Origin of the sequence: Lentibacillus saliphilus, assembly GCF_019093865.1 — a bacterium.
GTDB classification, from domain to species: domain Bacteria; phylum Bacillota; class Bacilli; order Bacillales; family Amphibacillaceae; genus Lentibacillus_B; species Lentibacillus_B saliphilus.
Map to the genome: position 1 here is coordinate 399,688 of NZ_JABJXD010000002.1, position 14,935 is coordinate 414,622.

General features: G+C 37.1%; 14 protein-coding genes. 13 read left to right on the top strand and 1 reads right to left on the bottom strand.

The window, feature by feature from the left end; genetic code table 11:
- Positions 1-106: 106 nt before the first annotated feature.
- The 6 genes from HPC67_RS06065 to HPC67_RS06090 all read left to right on the top strand — a co-directional run bounded on the left by HPC67_RS06065 (position 107) and on the right by HPC67_RS06090 (position 6,043).
- Complete coding sequence (locus tag HPC67_RS06065) at positions 107-1,126, top strand: NAD-dependent epimerase (RefSeq protein ID WP_281417500.1); 1,020 nt, start codon at positions 107-109, stop codon at positions 1,124-1,126.
- On the top strand, positions 1,126-2,406 hold the full coding sequence (locus HPC67_RS06070; protein WP_343327818.1) for a nucleotide sugar dehydrogenase: 1,281 nt from the start codon (positions 1,126-1,128) through the stop codon (positions 2,404-2,406). Before HPC67_RS06065 ends, HPC67_RS06070 begins: the two co-directional genes overlap by 1 nt.
- A 2-nt stretch (positions 2,407-2,408) precedes the next feature.
- The gene (locus HPC67_RS06075; protein WP_217586562.1) at positions 2,409-3,599 is read left to right on the top strand and encodes a glycosyltransferase family 4 protein; all 1,191 of its coding nucleotides are present in this window, start codon (positions 2,409-2,411) and stop codon (positions 3,597-3,599) included.
- Positions 3,574-4,203, top strand: a complete 630-nt coding sequence (locus HPC67_RS06080) for a sugar transferase (RefSeq protein ID WP_217586563.1) — start codon at positions 3,574-3,576, stop codon at positions 4,201-4,203. Before HPC67_RS06075 ends, HPC67_RS06080 begins: the two co-directional genes overlap by 26 nt.
- Positions 4,196-4,816 (top strand): acetyltransferase, encoded by a 621-nt coding sequence (locus HPC67_RS06085; RefSeq protein WP_217586564.1) that lies wholly within the window; start codon positions 4,196-4,198, stop codon positions 4,814-4,816. The genes HPC67_RS06080 and HPC67_RS06085 overlap by 8 nt, the downstream gene beginning before the upstream one ends.
- A gap of 81 nt (positions 4,817-4,897) precedes the next feature.
- Entirely contained in the window at positions 4,898-6,043 is a 1,146-nt protein-coding gene (locus HPC67_RS06090) for a DegT/DnrJ/EryC1/StrS family aminotransferase (RefSeq protein ID WP_217586565.1), read from the top strand.
- Between the two features lie 55 nt (positions 6,044-6,098).
- On the opposite strand, the gene HPC67_RS06095 is transcribed toward HPC67_RS06090, so the two are convergent.
- Positions 6,099-7,379: a nucleotide sugar dehydrogenase gene (locus HPC67_RS06095; protein WP_217586566.1), complete on the bottom strand. Its 1,281-nt coding sequence runs from the start codon at positions 7,377-7,379 to the stop codon at positions 6,099-6,101.
- Positions 7,380-7,800: 421 nt separating this feature from the next.
- On the opposite strand from HPC67_RS06095, the gene HPC67_RS06100 reads away from it, so the two are divergent.
- Genes HPC67_RS06100 through argH form a run of 7 tightly spaced genes read left to right on the top strand, consistent with a single transcriptional unit; the run spans position 7,801 to position 14,755 of the window.
- Complete coding sequence (locus HPC67_RS06100) at positions 7,801-9,003, top strand: ROK family transcriptional regulator (RefSeq protein ID WP_217586567.1); 1,203 nt, start codon at positions 7,801-7,803, stop codon at positions 9,001-9,003.
- 26 nt (positions 9,004-9,029) lie between these two features.
- On the top strand, positions 9,030-9,389 hold the full coding sequence (locus tag HPC67_RS06105; RefSeq protein ID WP_217586568.1) for a DUF1806 family protein: 360 nt from the start codon (positions 9,030-9,032) through the stop codon (positions 9,387-9,389).
- Positions 9,390-9,413: 24 nt separating this feature from the next.
- Positions 9,414-10,097 carry a bacillithiol biosynthesis deacetylase BshB2 gene (gene bshB2, locus HPC67_RS06110; RefSeq protein WP_217586569.1) on the top strand — a complete coding sequence of 228 codons (684 nt, stop codon included), beginning with the start codon at positions 9,414-9,416 and terminating at the stop codon, positions 10,095-10,097.
- A gap of 20 nt (positions 10,098-10,117) precedes the next feature.
- Positions 10,118-11,416, top strand: coding sequence for an extracellular solute-binding protein (locus tag HPC67_RS06115; protein ID WP_217586570.1), 1,299 nt, complete (start codon positions 10,118-10,120; stop codon positions 11,414-11,416).
- A 59-nt stretch (positions 11,417-11,475) separates the two neighbouring features.
- Positions 11,476-12,390 carry a carbohydrate ABC transporter permease gene (locus HPC67_RS06120; protein WP_217586571.1) on the top strand — a complete coding sequence of 305 codons (915 nt, stop codon included), beginning with the start codon at positions 11,476-11,478 and terminating at the stop codon, positions 12,388-12,390.
- 11 nt (positions 12,391-12,401) lie between these two features.
- Positions 12,402-13,229: a carbohydrate ABC transporter permease gene (locus tag HPC67_RS06125; RefSeq protein WP_246569745.1), complete on the top strand. Its 828-nt coding sequence runs from the start codon at positions 12,402-12,404 to the stop codon at positions 13,227-13,229.
- 44 nt (positions 13,230-13,273) lie between these two features.
- Positions 13,274-14,755 (top strand): argininosuccinate lyase, encoded by a 1,482-nt coding sequence (argH, locus tag HPC67_RS06130; RefSeq protein ID WP_217586573.1) that lies wholly within the window; start codon positions 13,274-13,276, stop codon positions 14,753-14,755.
- Positions 14,756-14,935: the final 180 nt, after the last annotated feature.

Here is a 14,935-nt window from a genome sequence, read left to right on the forward strand (position 1 = left end):
TTTAGTTATATTTACATTATTTTTAACTCAAATAATTTGTTATAAATGACTAATAATAAGATCTAAAACTAATACTAGACCTTAATATAGAAATAGGAGGAATATGATGTCAGAAACAATTTTAATAACAGGCGCGGCAGGCTTTATAGGCTCACATCTATCAAAAAGGTTATTAAAAGAAGGTCATAAAGTAATTGGAATAGACAACATTAACGATTACTATGATCCAAAATTAAAAGAAGCTAGATTAAAAAATTTAGAACATAAAAATTTTAAATTCGTAAAGACGGATCTCGAAGATTTAGATACGGTCAACCATGTCTTTCAAGAAAACAATCCAGATATTGTTATTAATCTAGCAGCTCAAGCTGGAGTTAGATATAGTCTTGAAAATCCTCATGTATATGTCAATTCAAATGTAGTAGGGTTTACTAACATATTAGAATCATGTCGCCATCATAATGTTAAACATTTAATCTATGCCTCTTCAAGCTCAGTATATGGCGCAAATACTTCAAAGCCTTTTTCAACAAGTGATAATATCGACCACCCACTTAGTTTATATGCTGCAACGAAAAAATCAAATGAACTATTTGCTCATACATACAGCCATTTGTATGGCTTACCAACTACGGGCCTAAGATTCTTTACTGTCTACGGACCGTGGGGGCGACCAGATATGGCACTTTTTCTGTTTACAAAAGCAATCGTAAATGATGAGCCGATTGATGTATTTAATCATGGTAAAATGATGCGTGATTTTACATATGTGGATGATATTGTTGAGAGTATCACGCGATTAATTGAAAAGCCAGCGAAACCAAATCTGAATTGGTCAGGGACTAATCCAGATCCAGGATCAAGCTATGCGCCATACAAAGTTTATAATATAGGAAATAATAGCCCAGTAAGGTTGATGGAATTTATTGAAGCAATTGAAAACAAATTAGGTAAAAAGGCAATGAAAAATTACTTGCCTCTACAAGCTGGAGATGTGCCTGAAACATATGCCAACGTAGAGGATTTGTTTAGAGATATAGATTTTCAACCGCAAACAACTATTCAAGATGGTGTAAATAATTTTATTGATTGGTACCTAGACTATTATAAGGTGGAGTTAAAATGATAGAAAAAGAGATTGCAGTAGTAGGGTTGGGGTATGTTGGTCTACCGGTGGCTGTAGCATTCGGTAAAAAACAACATGTTGTTGGGTTTGATATTAGTCAAGATAGAATAAACGGTTTAAAACAAGGGATAGATGTTACGAAAGAAGTGGAACCAAGTGATTTACAATCTGCAACGATTACATTCACGGCTAATCCATCGGATTTATCAAACACTGATTTCATTATTGTTGCTGTCCCAACACCGATAAATGAAAATAAACAGCCTGATTTGACCCCATTAATCAAGGCATCTGACATGATTGGCAAGCATATGAAAAAAGGCACAATTGTTATATATGAATCAACCGTATACCCTGGGGCAACTGAAGAAGATTGTATACCTGCGTTAGAGAAAGCATCAGGAATGACGTGTGGTCAGGATTTCTTTGTTGGATATTCACCTGAACGTATTAATCCAGGTGATAAAGAGCATACATTTACAACGATTAAGAAGGTCGTATCAGGTCAAAATGAGGAAATCTTAGAATGTATAGCTGAAGTCTATGGTAGTGTTGTGGAAGCTGGAATTCATAAAGCGAGTTCAATAAAAGTTGCTGAAGCAGCAAAAGTGATTGAAAACACTCAGCGTGATATTAATATTGCCCTAATGAACGAGCTCGCTGAAATATTTGAGAAGCTGAATATTGACACCTCTGAAGTTTTAGCTGCAGCTGGAACAAAATGGAATTTCCTTAATTTCACCCCCGGTTTAGTAGGTGGTCATTGCATAGGTGTAGATCCTTATTACTTAACACATAAGGCACAAAAGGTTGGACATCATCCCGAAGTCATTTTAGCAGGTAGGAAAACCAATGATGATGTTGGTAAGTTCGTAGCAACTACGTTGGTGAAACAAATGATTAAGAAAAATATGCCAATCCAAGGATCTACTGTAACAGTACTAGGTTTTACTTTTAAAGAAAATGTTCCTGATTTGCGTAATACAAGAGTTATAGATATTGTTCAGGAGCTTGAAGACTTTGATATCAATGTTCAGATTACTGATGCATATGCAGATGGTGAGCAAGCTAATAAAGAGTATGGTGTAAATCTAATATCATTTAAACAATTAAAGCCAGCAGATGCAGTTGTTTTTGCAGTGCCACATGAAAAGTATTTAGTTCAAGGATGGGACATGTTTGATCATTTGCTGAAACATGGTAAAGGAATTGTCTATGATATAAAAAGTAAATTGCCTAAGGACGAATGTCCAGAAGGTATTTGTTTACGGAGACTTTAAAAATGAAGGCCAAAGTATTACAAATTTGTGCAATCGACTTTACTGTAGATAAATTGTTAAAACCATTAATAGAAGAGTCTGCTAATAATGGTTATGAAACGCATGTTGCATGCACTGATACAGGTTTATTTAATAAGTTAAGTCCCGACGTTTCAAACCTCCACAATATCCATATAAAACGGTCTATTAGTCCAATATCAAACATTAAGTCAATAGTAGCCTTATATAAATTGATGAAAAGAGAACAGTTTGATATCGTTCATGTTCATACACCGATAGCTGCTTTGTTAGGAAGAGTTGCAGCGAAACTAGCAAGAGCTAAGCATGTTGTATATACAGCTCATGGATTTTACTTTCATGAAGATATGTCAGAGAAACAATATAAGTTTTACTATATGATTGAAAAATACGCTGCTAAATTTTTGACAGACTGGTTATTATTACAAAGTGAAGAAGACTACAGGCTGGCAATAGAAGACAGGTTTTTAAAAAAGGATAGGATTATTCATTTAAGTAATGGGGTTGATGTACTAAACAAATTCAATCCCGATCTAATAATTGAAAAAGAGTGTAATCAGCTAAAAGGGCAGTTAGGTATTAAGGAATCAAATGTAGTTTTTACTTTTATTGGTAGAATGGTAGAAGAAAAAGGTGTTCTTGAATTACTGCGTTCTTTTAAACTGCTAACTAAAGAGCATCCCAATGCAAAATTACTTATGATTGGTGATTTACCTGAAAGTGAAAGAGATACATCGTCTATACATGAGATAAAAGCTTTAATGAATCAGGATAATGTTCATTTTTTGGGCTATAGGGATGATATAAAAAATTTGCTTTCAATATCTGACGTATTTGTTTTACCATCTTATCGTGAAGGCTTACCTAGATCAATTATAGAAGCGATGGCTATGGAAAATGCCATTATAGCTACAAATATAAGAGGGTGTAGAGAACAAGTGATAAGCGGTGTGAATGGTTATCTAGTCAATAGAAGATCAATAGAAGAATTAAAGAGTGCTATGGAACAGATGTTGCGAAATCAGGTTGAGATAAAGGAAATGGCAAAAGAATCAAGAGTATTTGCTTTGGAAAAATTCAATGAGGAAAAGGTTTTAACAAAGCAGATGAAGCTGTTTGACCAACTAACTAATAGGTATACACAGGTAGGTGACAAATGTGAAAAGGATTTTTGATTTTACAGTATCATTTCTTATCTTGATTGTCGCTTCTCCTATAATTTTAATAACTTCTATCTTAGTAAAAACAAAACTAGGATCACCTATTATTTTTAAACAAAAACGTCCTGGTTTGAATGATAAACCATTTTATTTGTATAAATTTCGAACAATGACAGATGAACGTGATGAATCTGGTGAGCTTTTACCTGATGAACAAAGGTTAACTAAAACGGGAAAATTCATAAGAAGATTAAGCTTAGATGAGTTGCCCCAACTATTTAATGTCTTAAGAGGAGATATCAGTTTAGTAGGGCCTCGTCCCTTACTAATGGAATACTTACCACTATACACAAAAGAACAGGCACGGCGTCATGAAGTTAAGCCTGGTATTACTGGATGGGCACAAATTAACGGTCGTAATGCAATTAGTTGGGAAGAAAAATTCAAATTAGATGTATGGTACGTAGATAATCAATCTTTTGTACTGGATATAAAAATTTTATTGTGGACAGTTCTAAAAGTATTTAAATCTGAAGGAATTAGTCAGGAAGGACAAGCCACTATGGAGAAATTTAGAGGTACCGATACCCCAACTAAGAAGGTTTCTGGGAATGAATAAAGTTGTTTTAATCGGTGGTGGAGGTCACAGCAAAGTTATACAAGATATTATTATGTTACATCCAGATATGAAGCTATATGCGATTGTTGATGATGCATATAAACACGAATATGAAATAAATGGGGTTATTTATGCTCCAATTAATTTTGTGAATATGCTAGATGTTAACGATTTTTCCTTTTGTATAGCTATTGGAAATAATATAATTCGAGAACAAATTTATAAAAGATTACCTATTAAAGATGATCAATATATTACATTAATTCACCCAAGTGCTGTTGTTAGTCACAAATCAAAGATTGGATCTGGTACAGTTATTATGCCTAATGTGATTATCAATGCCGATTCAACGATTGGAAAGCATTGTATTATTAATTCAGGAGCGATTGTTGAACATGATAATATCATAGAAGACTATGCTCATATATCGCCACATGCTACATTGTCAGGTTCAGTAAGGGTGGGAAAAGGTACTCATATTGGAGCAGGGGCTACAGTGATTCCGGAAACCACTCTAGGACAGTGGAGTGTTGTAGGCGCAGGGGCAGTAGTTGTAAAAGATGTTTCTGACGCTATAACAGTCGTAGGGGTGCCTGCTAAAAAAATTAATTAGTTTTTAGAGAGAGAAAAGGTATTTTATTTAAGCGTATCATTAATAAAGTCTAGATTTTTGTAGAAATGAGTTGATACATCAATGCCTAACAATAGTCGAATTTTCCTTTCATCCCCACATATGAGTGGAAACGAACAAAAATACATACAAGAAGCTTTTGAAATGAATTGGATAGCACCTCTCGGAAATAATGTGGATGGTTTTGAGCAGGAATTAGCTGAGTATAATAATACCAAAGGGGCTGCAGTTGTCACATCTGGAACAGCTGCAATTCATTTAGCATTAAGAATACTCGGGGTAGAACAAGGGGATACGGTTTTTTGTTCTTCTCTAACTTTTGTTGCTAGCGTTAATCCAATACTCTATCAAGGCGCAACTCCTATTTTAATTGACTCTGAAATGGATACATGGAATATGTCACCTATAGCGTTGAGAAAGGCTTTTAAAGACGCTAAATCTAAAGGTAAACTACCAAAAGCAGTTATTATCGTGAATTTATATGGTCAAAGTGCCAAAATGGATGAATTATTGGCCGTTTGTGATGAATATGAAGTGCCAGTTGTTGAAGATGCAGCAGAGTCGTTGGGCAGTACATATAATGGTAGAAAGAGTGGAACCTTTGGCGAGTTTGGCGTGTTTTCATTCAACGGTAATAAAATTATTACAACATCTGGTGGAGGAGCTTTAGTAGCTAATGATGAAGTAGCGCTACAAAAGGCAAGATTCCTTTCTACTCAAGCACGTGATCCAGCGGTTCATTATCAGCACAGTGAATTAGGATACAATTATCGAATGAGTAACATTGTCGCCGGTATCGGGCGTGGACAACTCGAAATTCTGGATGAACGTGTCCAACAGCGAAGAGCAGTGTATCAACGTTATTTTACAGCTTTTAGTAATATTCCAGGTATAGAGTTTCAACCAGAATTAGAGAATAGTATGTCGAACCGGTGGCTGACAGCATTGACAGTTGATCCTGATGTTACGGGTGTGTCAAGGTATGAAATCATTGAAGCGTTGGCAAAGGAAAATATAGAAGCACGTCCAGTATGGAAACCTATGCATCTACAACCTTTATTTGAAGGTGTATTGTATTATCCCCATGAAGAAGAAAATAGTGTTTCTGACATGCTATTTAAATGTGGACTGTGCTTGCCGAGTGGTTCGAATATGACAATAGAAGAACAGAATCGAGTAATAGATATTATAATGGAAAAGTTAGTATGAAAAACGTAAAGACTGTCCCAAGTCCAAAAAGGTCAAAGGGACAGTCTGTTTTATGTTATAATCTCCAAAGTCCAATCTGATCCGGACGCGTTACATGATCTAATATCCCTTTCACATCAGCAACAGCACCTTTTTTGTCTTTTAATAGGGAACTAATTAAATCCCATCCCCCTGAGACATAAGGTTCATGCTGGACAGCTAAAACGATGGCATCAGCTGCTTCTAATTCATCTAAGTTTTTAAGGTCAACATCGTAAACTTGTTTAGCTTCCTCTTTATCTGCATACGGATCTGTTACAACAACGTTAACGCCAAATTCTTCAAGTTCACGTATAACATCAATAACTTTTGAATTTCTGATGTCAGGTATATTTTCTTTAAATGTTAACCCAAGTACCACCACTGTGGATCCTTGTATCTGCATATTTTGCTTAATCATTTGTTTGACAAGTGAACTTGCAATGAATTCACCCATGTTGTCATTAATTCTTCTACCTGATAATATAACTTCTGGATGATAACCGATGCTCTGAGCTTTGTATGTAAGATAATATGGGTCAACACCTATGCAATGACCACCAACTAGACCAGGTCTAAATTTAAGGAAATTCCATTTCGAGCTAGCTGCTTCAATGACTTCATTCGTATCAATGTCGAGAATGTCAAATATCATTGAAAGCTCATTCATTAGAGCAATGTTCACATCGCGTTGTGTGTTTTCGATAACTTTGGCAGCTTCGGCGACCTTAATTGAACTCGCTTTAAAAATACCACCTGTTACAACACTTGCATAAACGTCTGCTACGATGTTAAGAATTTCTTCATTTTGACCTGCTACAATTTTAGTAATTGTTTTGAATGTATTTTCTTTATCACCAGGGTTGATACGTTCAGGCGAGTAACCAACAAAGAAGTCCTTGCCACATACCATACCAGATTGTTCTTCAAGAACTGGAACACAGATGTCTTCGGTTGCTCCAGGAAATACAGTCGATTCAAAAACAACGATAGATCCCTTGGACATATGCTTACCAATTGTTTCAGAAGCACTGATCACTGGAGATAGATCAGGTTGTTTGCTCTCATTAATAGGTGTCGGAACTGCACAAATGATAAAATCATAATCTTTCATGCGTTCTGGATTAGTTGTATATTCGATGTCAGCTTTTACAAGGTCTTCGGGAGTAACTTCGTTCGTAAAATCGATACCTTGTTTCAGGGTGTTAATGCGTCTCTCGCTTATATCAAATCCCAATACGTGTTGCTTTTCCGCAAAAGCAACAGCCTCAGGGAGTCCAACATAACCAAGTCCAACGATTGCAATCTTTCTGTCCATAAAAATCCACCTCGTCTTTAAATTAATAATACTTACAACATCTACCAATCTTCATTTTATCAAAGATGATAGTAGTACATTGAGATTAATAGTGACGATTATGTGAATGCATTCACATATGAAGTGTGTTGCCCTTTATCAAGTGGTAATTTTTTGCGCAGCCAGGTTAAAAAGAATATTTATGATCTTCATCACACGGTTCCGGGGTTTGTAGAATAACAAAAACAGATTAACAGCTTTGAGAAACGAATCTGTTATTTCAGGAAACGCATTGACTAACTTTCAAAAAGTCGTTTTAAATATTATCTACATGATCACTTTTCTAATTTTTCTTTTTATTCATTGACATCTAAATATTGCTATGATAAATTGTTAGTAATTCTAACTAACTAATACAAAACAAAAATAATGGGGATTGCATATGGAGAATTTTTTAGAAAAAACAAAGGTGGGAATTAAAGAAAGGAATAAACGTTTAATTCTCGATTGTATAAGATCTAATCCATTAATTTATCGCTCAACGATATCAACTATGCTTAATCTAAGTAAACCGACTGTATCTGCGTTAGTCGAAGAATTAATTGATGAGGGGTGGGTAAAGGAAGAAGATAAAGACGTCCAGCATTTGAAAGTTGGCCGTAAGCCTATACGTCTTATTTTTAACGAACAGGCAGGATTTGTAATTGGTGTCGACATAGGTGGCTCAAATGTAGAAGTAGCTGTTTGCGACTTGAGTGGTCATCTTATAGAACAGTGCGTTTTTAATACCCAGGATTACGTTAATCAAAGCCTTTTGAAGAAAATTCAAGATACCGTTTTCCTTATATTGAAAAATGCAGAGATCGGTCCAGAAAAAGTCTTAGGTATGGGTGTCGGTGTACCTGGAATTGTGAATGCTGAAACGGGGATGGTGATTGATGCACCTTCACTTAACTGGATAAACTATCCTCTGAAGGCCGAAGCGGAAGTCATATTTGGTTGGGATGTTCACATTGATAACGACGTAAATGTAAGCGTTTTAGGAGAACAATGGCTGGGGCGTGCACAAAATAAAGAAAATGTCGTGTTGCTTTCAATAGGAACTGGTATTGGCTGTGGGATTTTACTAAACGGTAAATTATATAGGGGTTCAAACTGGGGTGCTGGAGAAGCCGGTTTTATCATTACTGACAAAAATAAAGCGGAAACAGACTATGCCAAACCATTTAGAGGCTATGGGTTTTTAGATAGTCAAGTAGGTGGTCCAGCGCTTGTTACAAGAATGCAAGAAAACGTTAATGGTGTTTCTGCACATCCTCTTCAAAACAAGCATGCGTTCACAGCCAAAGAGATTTTTGATTATGCAAAAGAAGGAGATGCTTTAGCAACAGAAGTCATTAATGAGTTTATTAGTGATCTGAGTGTTGCAATCATAAATATTGCTTCAATTCTTAATCCAGAAATTGTATTAATAGGGGGAGGTCTATCAAAAAGTGGTGATTGGTTTTTAGATAGGCTTATAGAAAAGGTGAATATATATACCCCGTTCCAAACGGATATTGCGATTGCGAAGCTGGGGGATCAAATTGGTGTCTTAGGTGCAGTCACGTTATTTTTAGAGGAAAATGAAAGCGTTTTAAAATAGTAATTGTAGCTGAAGGAGTGGGAAGCATGCTGCCGATTGATACGAGAAGTATACAACAGGAAATTAATAAATATATTGGTAAAGATATATATTTGCACATGGAAACATCAACGGGTTCGTATGTAAGAGTCCAGGATCCAGATACTTTACCCGCTTGTGCTTATATACGAAATGGACTTATTAATTTTTCTGAAGGTAAAATCGTGAAAAATGAAGCTTGGTATTCGGTTGGATTAAAAATAGACAATGGTTGGGTTTACACTGAAGGGCTCACGGATTGGGAAGTAACTGAAGAAGGGCAATTATTACTTGCAGGTCACGATAAAGAAGGCAATCTTAAAATCGGATTGCAATTAAGTGAAAAGCCTTTTAATTGTGGTGCATAGCTTCTAAAAAAGGGGGGATGACAAATGAGTTTGTCTGTATTAGCCGTTTTTCCACATCCAGATGATGAAACATTCGGCACTGCAGGTACACTGATTAAGCATGCTGACAAGGGGGATAAGGTCACGCTCGTTTGTGCAACTATGGGACAGATGGGTAGAAGGATGGGAAATCCGTTTTTTGCAAATCGTGAGACCCTGCCCAAGGTTAGAGAAGAAGAACTTAGAGATGCTGCTGCTCAGATTGGTATCGATCGCTTAATTTTGTGGAATATGCAGGACAAGACACTACAATTTCGCTGTACACAATATTTAGCTGATCGAATTTTGGATGTCATACAAGATGTTAGGCCAGATGTCTTGTATACATTTTACCCTGAACATGGTGTACATCCAGATCATGACGCATTATCAAAAGCAGCAGCGCTTGCTGTGTCTAAGCTGCCTACTGATTCAAGGCCAAAAATATACGGCGCAGCGATTACGAGTGATAGAGAAGAAAAGCTAGGATTGCCTCATAAAGTCATAGATGTATCAGATGTATTGGACAGAAAAATGGATGCTATGAGAGCGCATAGATCACAGTCAGAGCTAATAACGATACCTCTAGAAAATCGGATAAAAGAAACACCTGAGCTAAAGAATCAGATTTTAGACCCGTTCCGAACAGAGCGTTACTGGGTGTACAATGTGTCGCATATGACGCAATAAATTAAAAGGGGAGATTTCACATGAAAAGAGTCAAGTGGCTATTAATGGGGGTTTTAGCAAGTATGTTAGTGCTCACAGCATGTGGTGGGGCAAATGATACACAAGGTGATCCTGATAAAACAACAATCACCTACTGGCAGTATACGTATCCTTCAAAGGTTGAAGAGATTGAAAAGATTATTAAGGACTTTGAAGATGAAAATCCAGATATTGAAGTCATTGCACAGGATTATCCATATGATCAATATCAACAAAAAATATTTGCTGCGAAAAAAGCAGGAAAAGGCCCTGATGTCTTCAATATCTATTTCGGTTGGGTTCCAGAGTATGTTAACAGAGAATATATCCAGCCGATACGTGAAGAATTCATGACCGAACAAGAAATTAGAGATTATTATGTTGATTTTGTAGAACCAAATAAAGTTGATGGGAAATACTATACGCTTCCCATTGCTGTTCGATCGCTTGCACTATTTTGGAATAAAGATATGTTTGAAGAAGCAGGGCTTGATCCAGAGCAACCGCCTAAAACATGGGATGACGTCATTGAATATGGGAAAAAGATGACTAAGCTCAATGATGATGGCAGGTATGAACAGGAAGGCTACGGTTGGAACGTCGCTGGCCAGGGGCTTCATATGTTTCAGCAGGTCATGCTTCGACAGTTTGGTGTAGAGCCGTATAGTGAAGATGGAACGAAAGTACAATTTAATTCAAAACCAGAAGGATATGACGCGTTCGAATACTGGGTGAACATGAATCAAAAACATAAAATTGGTGATCCTGACTTCGGGAATAGTTATAACGAAGCGTTCATATCGGGTAAAGCCGGGATGATTGTAGACGGTTCATTTAGAATCGGCGATGTCCAAAGTGGGGCTGATTTTGAATGGGGTGTAACAACATTGCCGGTGCTTGAAGAAGGTGGCCTTGAATCAAACTATGCGTCATATTGGACAAACGCCATTGCTTCAGGTGTTGAAGGTGAAAAACTTGAAGCGAGTGAGAAATTTCTTGAATACCTGATTCAAGCTGATGTCCAAAAGTCGTGGATGGAAAATGTAGGAGAACTTCCAGCTGCTAAAGAAGTTGTTGCTGAAAAGTCAATCAAGGAAGATCCAGTATATGGCGCTTTTGTAAGAGGCCTTGAACATGCTCACGCAACATTCTTTGTTAAAGAAGATAAAGAGAGAGAAATTATTACGAATAAAGTCAATGAAATTAGATTAAACGGCAAGGCAATTGATGAAGCCTTTGATGAAATGGTGAAAGAACTTCAACAAGTACGTGATGAGTACTTTGATGAGGTCTCTAAGTAACATAATAAGAAGGGCATCCATCCGAGCTTGGGTGGATGTCCGTTCAAAGGAGGGTGCAGATGAATAATAATCGTAAAACATTGGATCAAATGATGACATTGCGAACGAGAAGAATGCTGATTGCTTATGCCTTCTTGTTTATTCCTGTTTTATTTTATTTAGGGGTAAGAATTGTGCCGGCAATTCAAGCATTATCAATGTCTTTTACACATGAAGGTTCATCTGTGTTTACACTTGATCATTACAAAATGCTCCTGCAAGATGAAGTATTTTGGATATCTGTTAAAAATACAATTCTATATGTTGTAATTGTAGTCCCATTACAAATGCTTCTAGGATTGTTAATTGCACTTGGAATAGAACGGGTCAATCGTTTTAAGTGGTTTTATAGAATCGTTTTTTTCTTACCTTATATGACGTCAATCGTAGCAATAAGCTGGGTATGGCGACTGATTTATGAACCAAATACTGGGTTACTAAATAAAGTTCTTGATTGGTTAAATCTACCTGTGCAAGGGTGGTTAACACATCCAGATACAGCACTCATTTCTGTAAGTATTGTCATCATATGGCAGATGATGGGCTTTTGTATGTTAATTTTCACAGCGGGTCTTCAAGTGATACCGAGACAGTTATATGAAGCTGCTGAGATCGACGGTGCTGGAAGGTGGAAGCGGTTTTGGATGGTCACATTTCCATTGTTAAATCCGACGATCGTGTTTTTAGCCATCATTGGCGTAATACAGACGTTACAAACCTTTACACAAATTGCAAACTTAACAGGTGGTGCAACCGGTGGAGGACTAGGGGGGCCTTTACATAGTACGTCAAGCGTTGTCGTGTACATGTACAATCAAGGCTTTCGAGACTACAATCTTCACTTTGCGGCAGCGAGTACGGTGTTCTTATTTATTTTAATTTTAATTGTGACATTAATTCAATTCAGAGTTCTGAATAAGAGCTACAAACTGTAGGAGGGATGAATATGAAGGAAAAATATACAATAGGGAAGTTCATTATTCATCTGATATTAATAGCAGGAATCGTGATTGTAGCCTTTCCGTTTATATGGATGATCATGTCTTCATTAAAAAGTTTGACGGATTTTTATGATTTCTCATTTTTACCTAAATCAATCGACCTGTCTGGTTATATTTATACATTTGAAGAAACTGGATTTTTGCGTTGGTATTTAAATAGCTTCATAGTTGCGGTAGTCGTTACAGTGAGTAATATTATATTTTGTTCTCTTATCGGTTACACCTTAGCAAAATTTAGATTTTTTGGGGCCAGAGGAATCTTTATTCTTATTTTAAGTACGATGATGATTCCAACAGAAATGCTTGTTATTCCGTGGTATGTACTCAGTAGCGACATGCAATGGGTCGATTCCTATTGGGGTATCATGTTTCCAGGTATGATGGAGGCATTTGGTATATTTTTGATGCGACAATTTATGGGCAATGTACCTGATGATATTCTTGATGCTGCCAGAATTGATGGTATGGGAGAGTTTAAGATCTGGTGGCGGGTTGCAATGCCTCAAGTTAAACCAGCTATTTCAGCACTTGCGATCATTACTTTTCTAGGTAACTGGAATGCGTATTTATGGCCTGTCATTGTTACGTCAACAGCTGAAATGAGAACACTTCCGGTCGGCATTTCACTTTACGGGACATCAGATGCTGGAGGCATTCAATGGAATACGATTATGGCAATGAGCACGTTAACGGTCATTCCTATGATTATCGTTTTCTTGATCTTCCAAAGGCAAATTGTTGAAGGTATTGCACTAACAGGTACAAAAGGTTAGTAGGGTTTGATTTGTTGAAATTAGTACGCAAGTGAGGGGAGAATATGATCACAAGAGAAGCATTTGTCAAAAGTGAAGGGTGTACATTTCCGGGTCAGTCTTATGTGGAAGCATTATTAAAACCAGTGTTTAATGATCAAAGAGATTACTTGTTCGAAGCGATGTTTGCTCTCCACCGTGCACATGTAATCATGCTTGCCGAACAACATTTACTTCACGGTGATGATGCTAAAACCATTTTAGAAGGGCTGAATGATTTAAGTAGAATTGATCGGACTAAGCTTCATTATCAACCTCAATATGAAGACTTATTTTTTACAATCGAATCAATGCTAGCAGATTTAATTGGGGAAGATTTAGCCGGTAACGTTCACATGGCGAGAAGTCGTAACGATATGGGGGAAGGAATGTATCGCTATGTTTTAAGGGAGCGGATTTTATCGTTAGTAAAGGATGTAGATCTATTAAGTGAAGCCCTCTTAGAACAGGCAGGAGACCATATTGAATCTGTCATGACTGCTCATACGCACACACAGCCTGCACAACCAACAACGTTTGGTCATTATTTACTGGCCATTTTTGATAATGTGCAGAGGGATCGAAAAAGGCTATTACAAGCATATGATACGGTTAATCAGTCACCTCTAGGGGCAGCGGCGATCACGACAACGGGATTCAATATTAGCAGGGAACGATTAGCTGAATTGCTTGGATTTGATGGTGTATTGGAAAATGCGTATGATGCTATAGGAACAGGTGATTATTTATTAGAAACTGCACAAGCAATTATCAGTTTAATGGTGAACATGGGGAGATGGATTCAGGAATTTTTGCGGTTTGCAACACATGAAGTAGGTCTGATTCGTGTAGCTGATCCTTACGTTCAAATTTCAAGCATAATGCCACAAAAAAGGAACCCAGTTTCAATTGAACATTCTAGAGCACTTGCGAGTCGATCAGTCGGAAATGCCAACACGGTCATTCAAATGTTGCATAACACACCGTATGGAGACATTGTTGATACGGAAGATGACCTCCAGCCTATGCTGTATAAAAGTTTTTCTGATGCTTCAAGGGCGATGAAGCTGATGCATTCAGTGATACGTACGATGAGCTTTAACAAGGACCATGCCGTAAGAGAAGCGCGCAAGAATCTAATTGTGATAACAGAATTTGCGGATGTACTAACCCGTGATCATGGCATATCATTTCGAAAAGCTCATAAAATTGCTGCACAGATTGCAAATGAGTCTGTCACTGCGAGAAGAGAGCTTTATGATTGGACGGTAGATGACATTAATCAATATTTAAATGGTGTTTCTCTTACGGATGAGGAGTGGAATGACATCATTGATCCGAATGTATTTGTTCAACGTCGTTCCGTTCTTGGAGGAACCAACTGTAATGAGGTCGAAAGAATGCTAGCTAATAGGCATGACGTGTTACGGGATCAACAATCTAAGTTGAACTTTTTGGAAGGTAAACTTGAGAATGCTGAGCGGAAGCGTGAAATGGCTTTTAAGTGATGTGGAATCGTAGCATTTGGTTAGAGAATGAATACGACTAGGGCAGTGCGATTGTGTTAATCGTAGAATCGTGATTCATTATGAGTCGTTTTAGCATTCGTTGGAATGGGGTGATATGGGGGTTTTTATAAAACGGTGGCTAGTCATATTTACTGCGTAAGAAGGAAAATGTCTATGTTT

What these genes read in the sequence shown, in the direction of transcription:
- HPC67_RS06095 (WP_217586566.1), bottom strand. Translation starts at nt 7,379, where the DNA reads ATGGACAGAAAGATTGCAATCGTTGGACTTGGTTATGTTGGACTCCCT.
- HPC67_RS06085 (WP_217586564.1), top strand. Translation starts at nt 4,196, where the DNA reads ATGAATAAAGTTGTTTTAATCGGTGGTGGAGGTCACAGCAAAGTTATA.
- HPC67_RS06125 (WP_246569745.1), top strand. Translation starts at nt 12,402, where the DNA reads ATGAAGGAAAAATATACAATAGGGAAGTTCATTATTCATCTGATATTA.
- HPC67_RS06075 (WP_217586562.1), top strand. Translation starts at nt 2,409, where the DNA reads ATGAAGGCCAAAGTATTACAAATTTGTGCAATCGACTTTACTGTAGAT.
- HPC67_RS06120 (WP_217586571.1), top strand. Translation starts at nt 11,476, where the DNA reads ATGAATAATAATCGTAAAACATTGGATCAAATGATGACATTGCGAACG.
- argH (WP_217586573.1), top strand. Translation starts at nt 13,274, where the DNA reads ATGATCACAAGAGAAGCATTTGTCAAAAGTGAAGGGTGTACATTTCCG.
- HPC67_RS06105 (WP_217586568.1), top strand. Translation starts at nt 9,030, where the DNA reads ATGCTGCCGATTGATACGAGAAGTATACAACAGGAAATTAATAAATAT.
- bshB2 (WP_217586569.1), top strand. Translation starts at nt 9,414, where the DNA reads ATGAGTTTGTCTGTATTAGCCGTTTTTCCACATCCAGATGATGAAACA.
- HPC67_RS06100 (WP_217586567.1), top strand. Translation starts at nt 7,801, where the DNA reads ATGGAGAATTTTTTAGAAAAAACAAAGGTGGGAATTAAAGAAAGGAAT.
- HPC67_RS06065 (WP_281417500.1), top strand. Translation starts at nt 107, where the DNA reads ATGTCAGAAACAATTTTAATAACAGGCGCGGCAGGCTTTATAGGCTCA.
- HPC67_RS06115 (WP_217586570.1), top strand. Translation starts at nt 10,118, where the DNA reads ATGAAAAGAGTCAAGTGGCTATTAATGGGGGTTTTAGCAAGTATGTTA.
- HPC67_RS06090 (WP_217586565.1), top strand. Translation starts at nt 4,898, where the DNA reads ATGCCTAACAATAGTCGAATTTTCCTTTCATCCCCACATATGAGTGGA.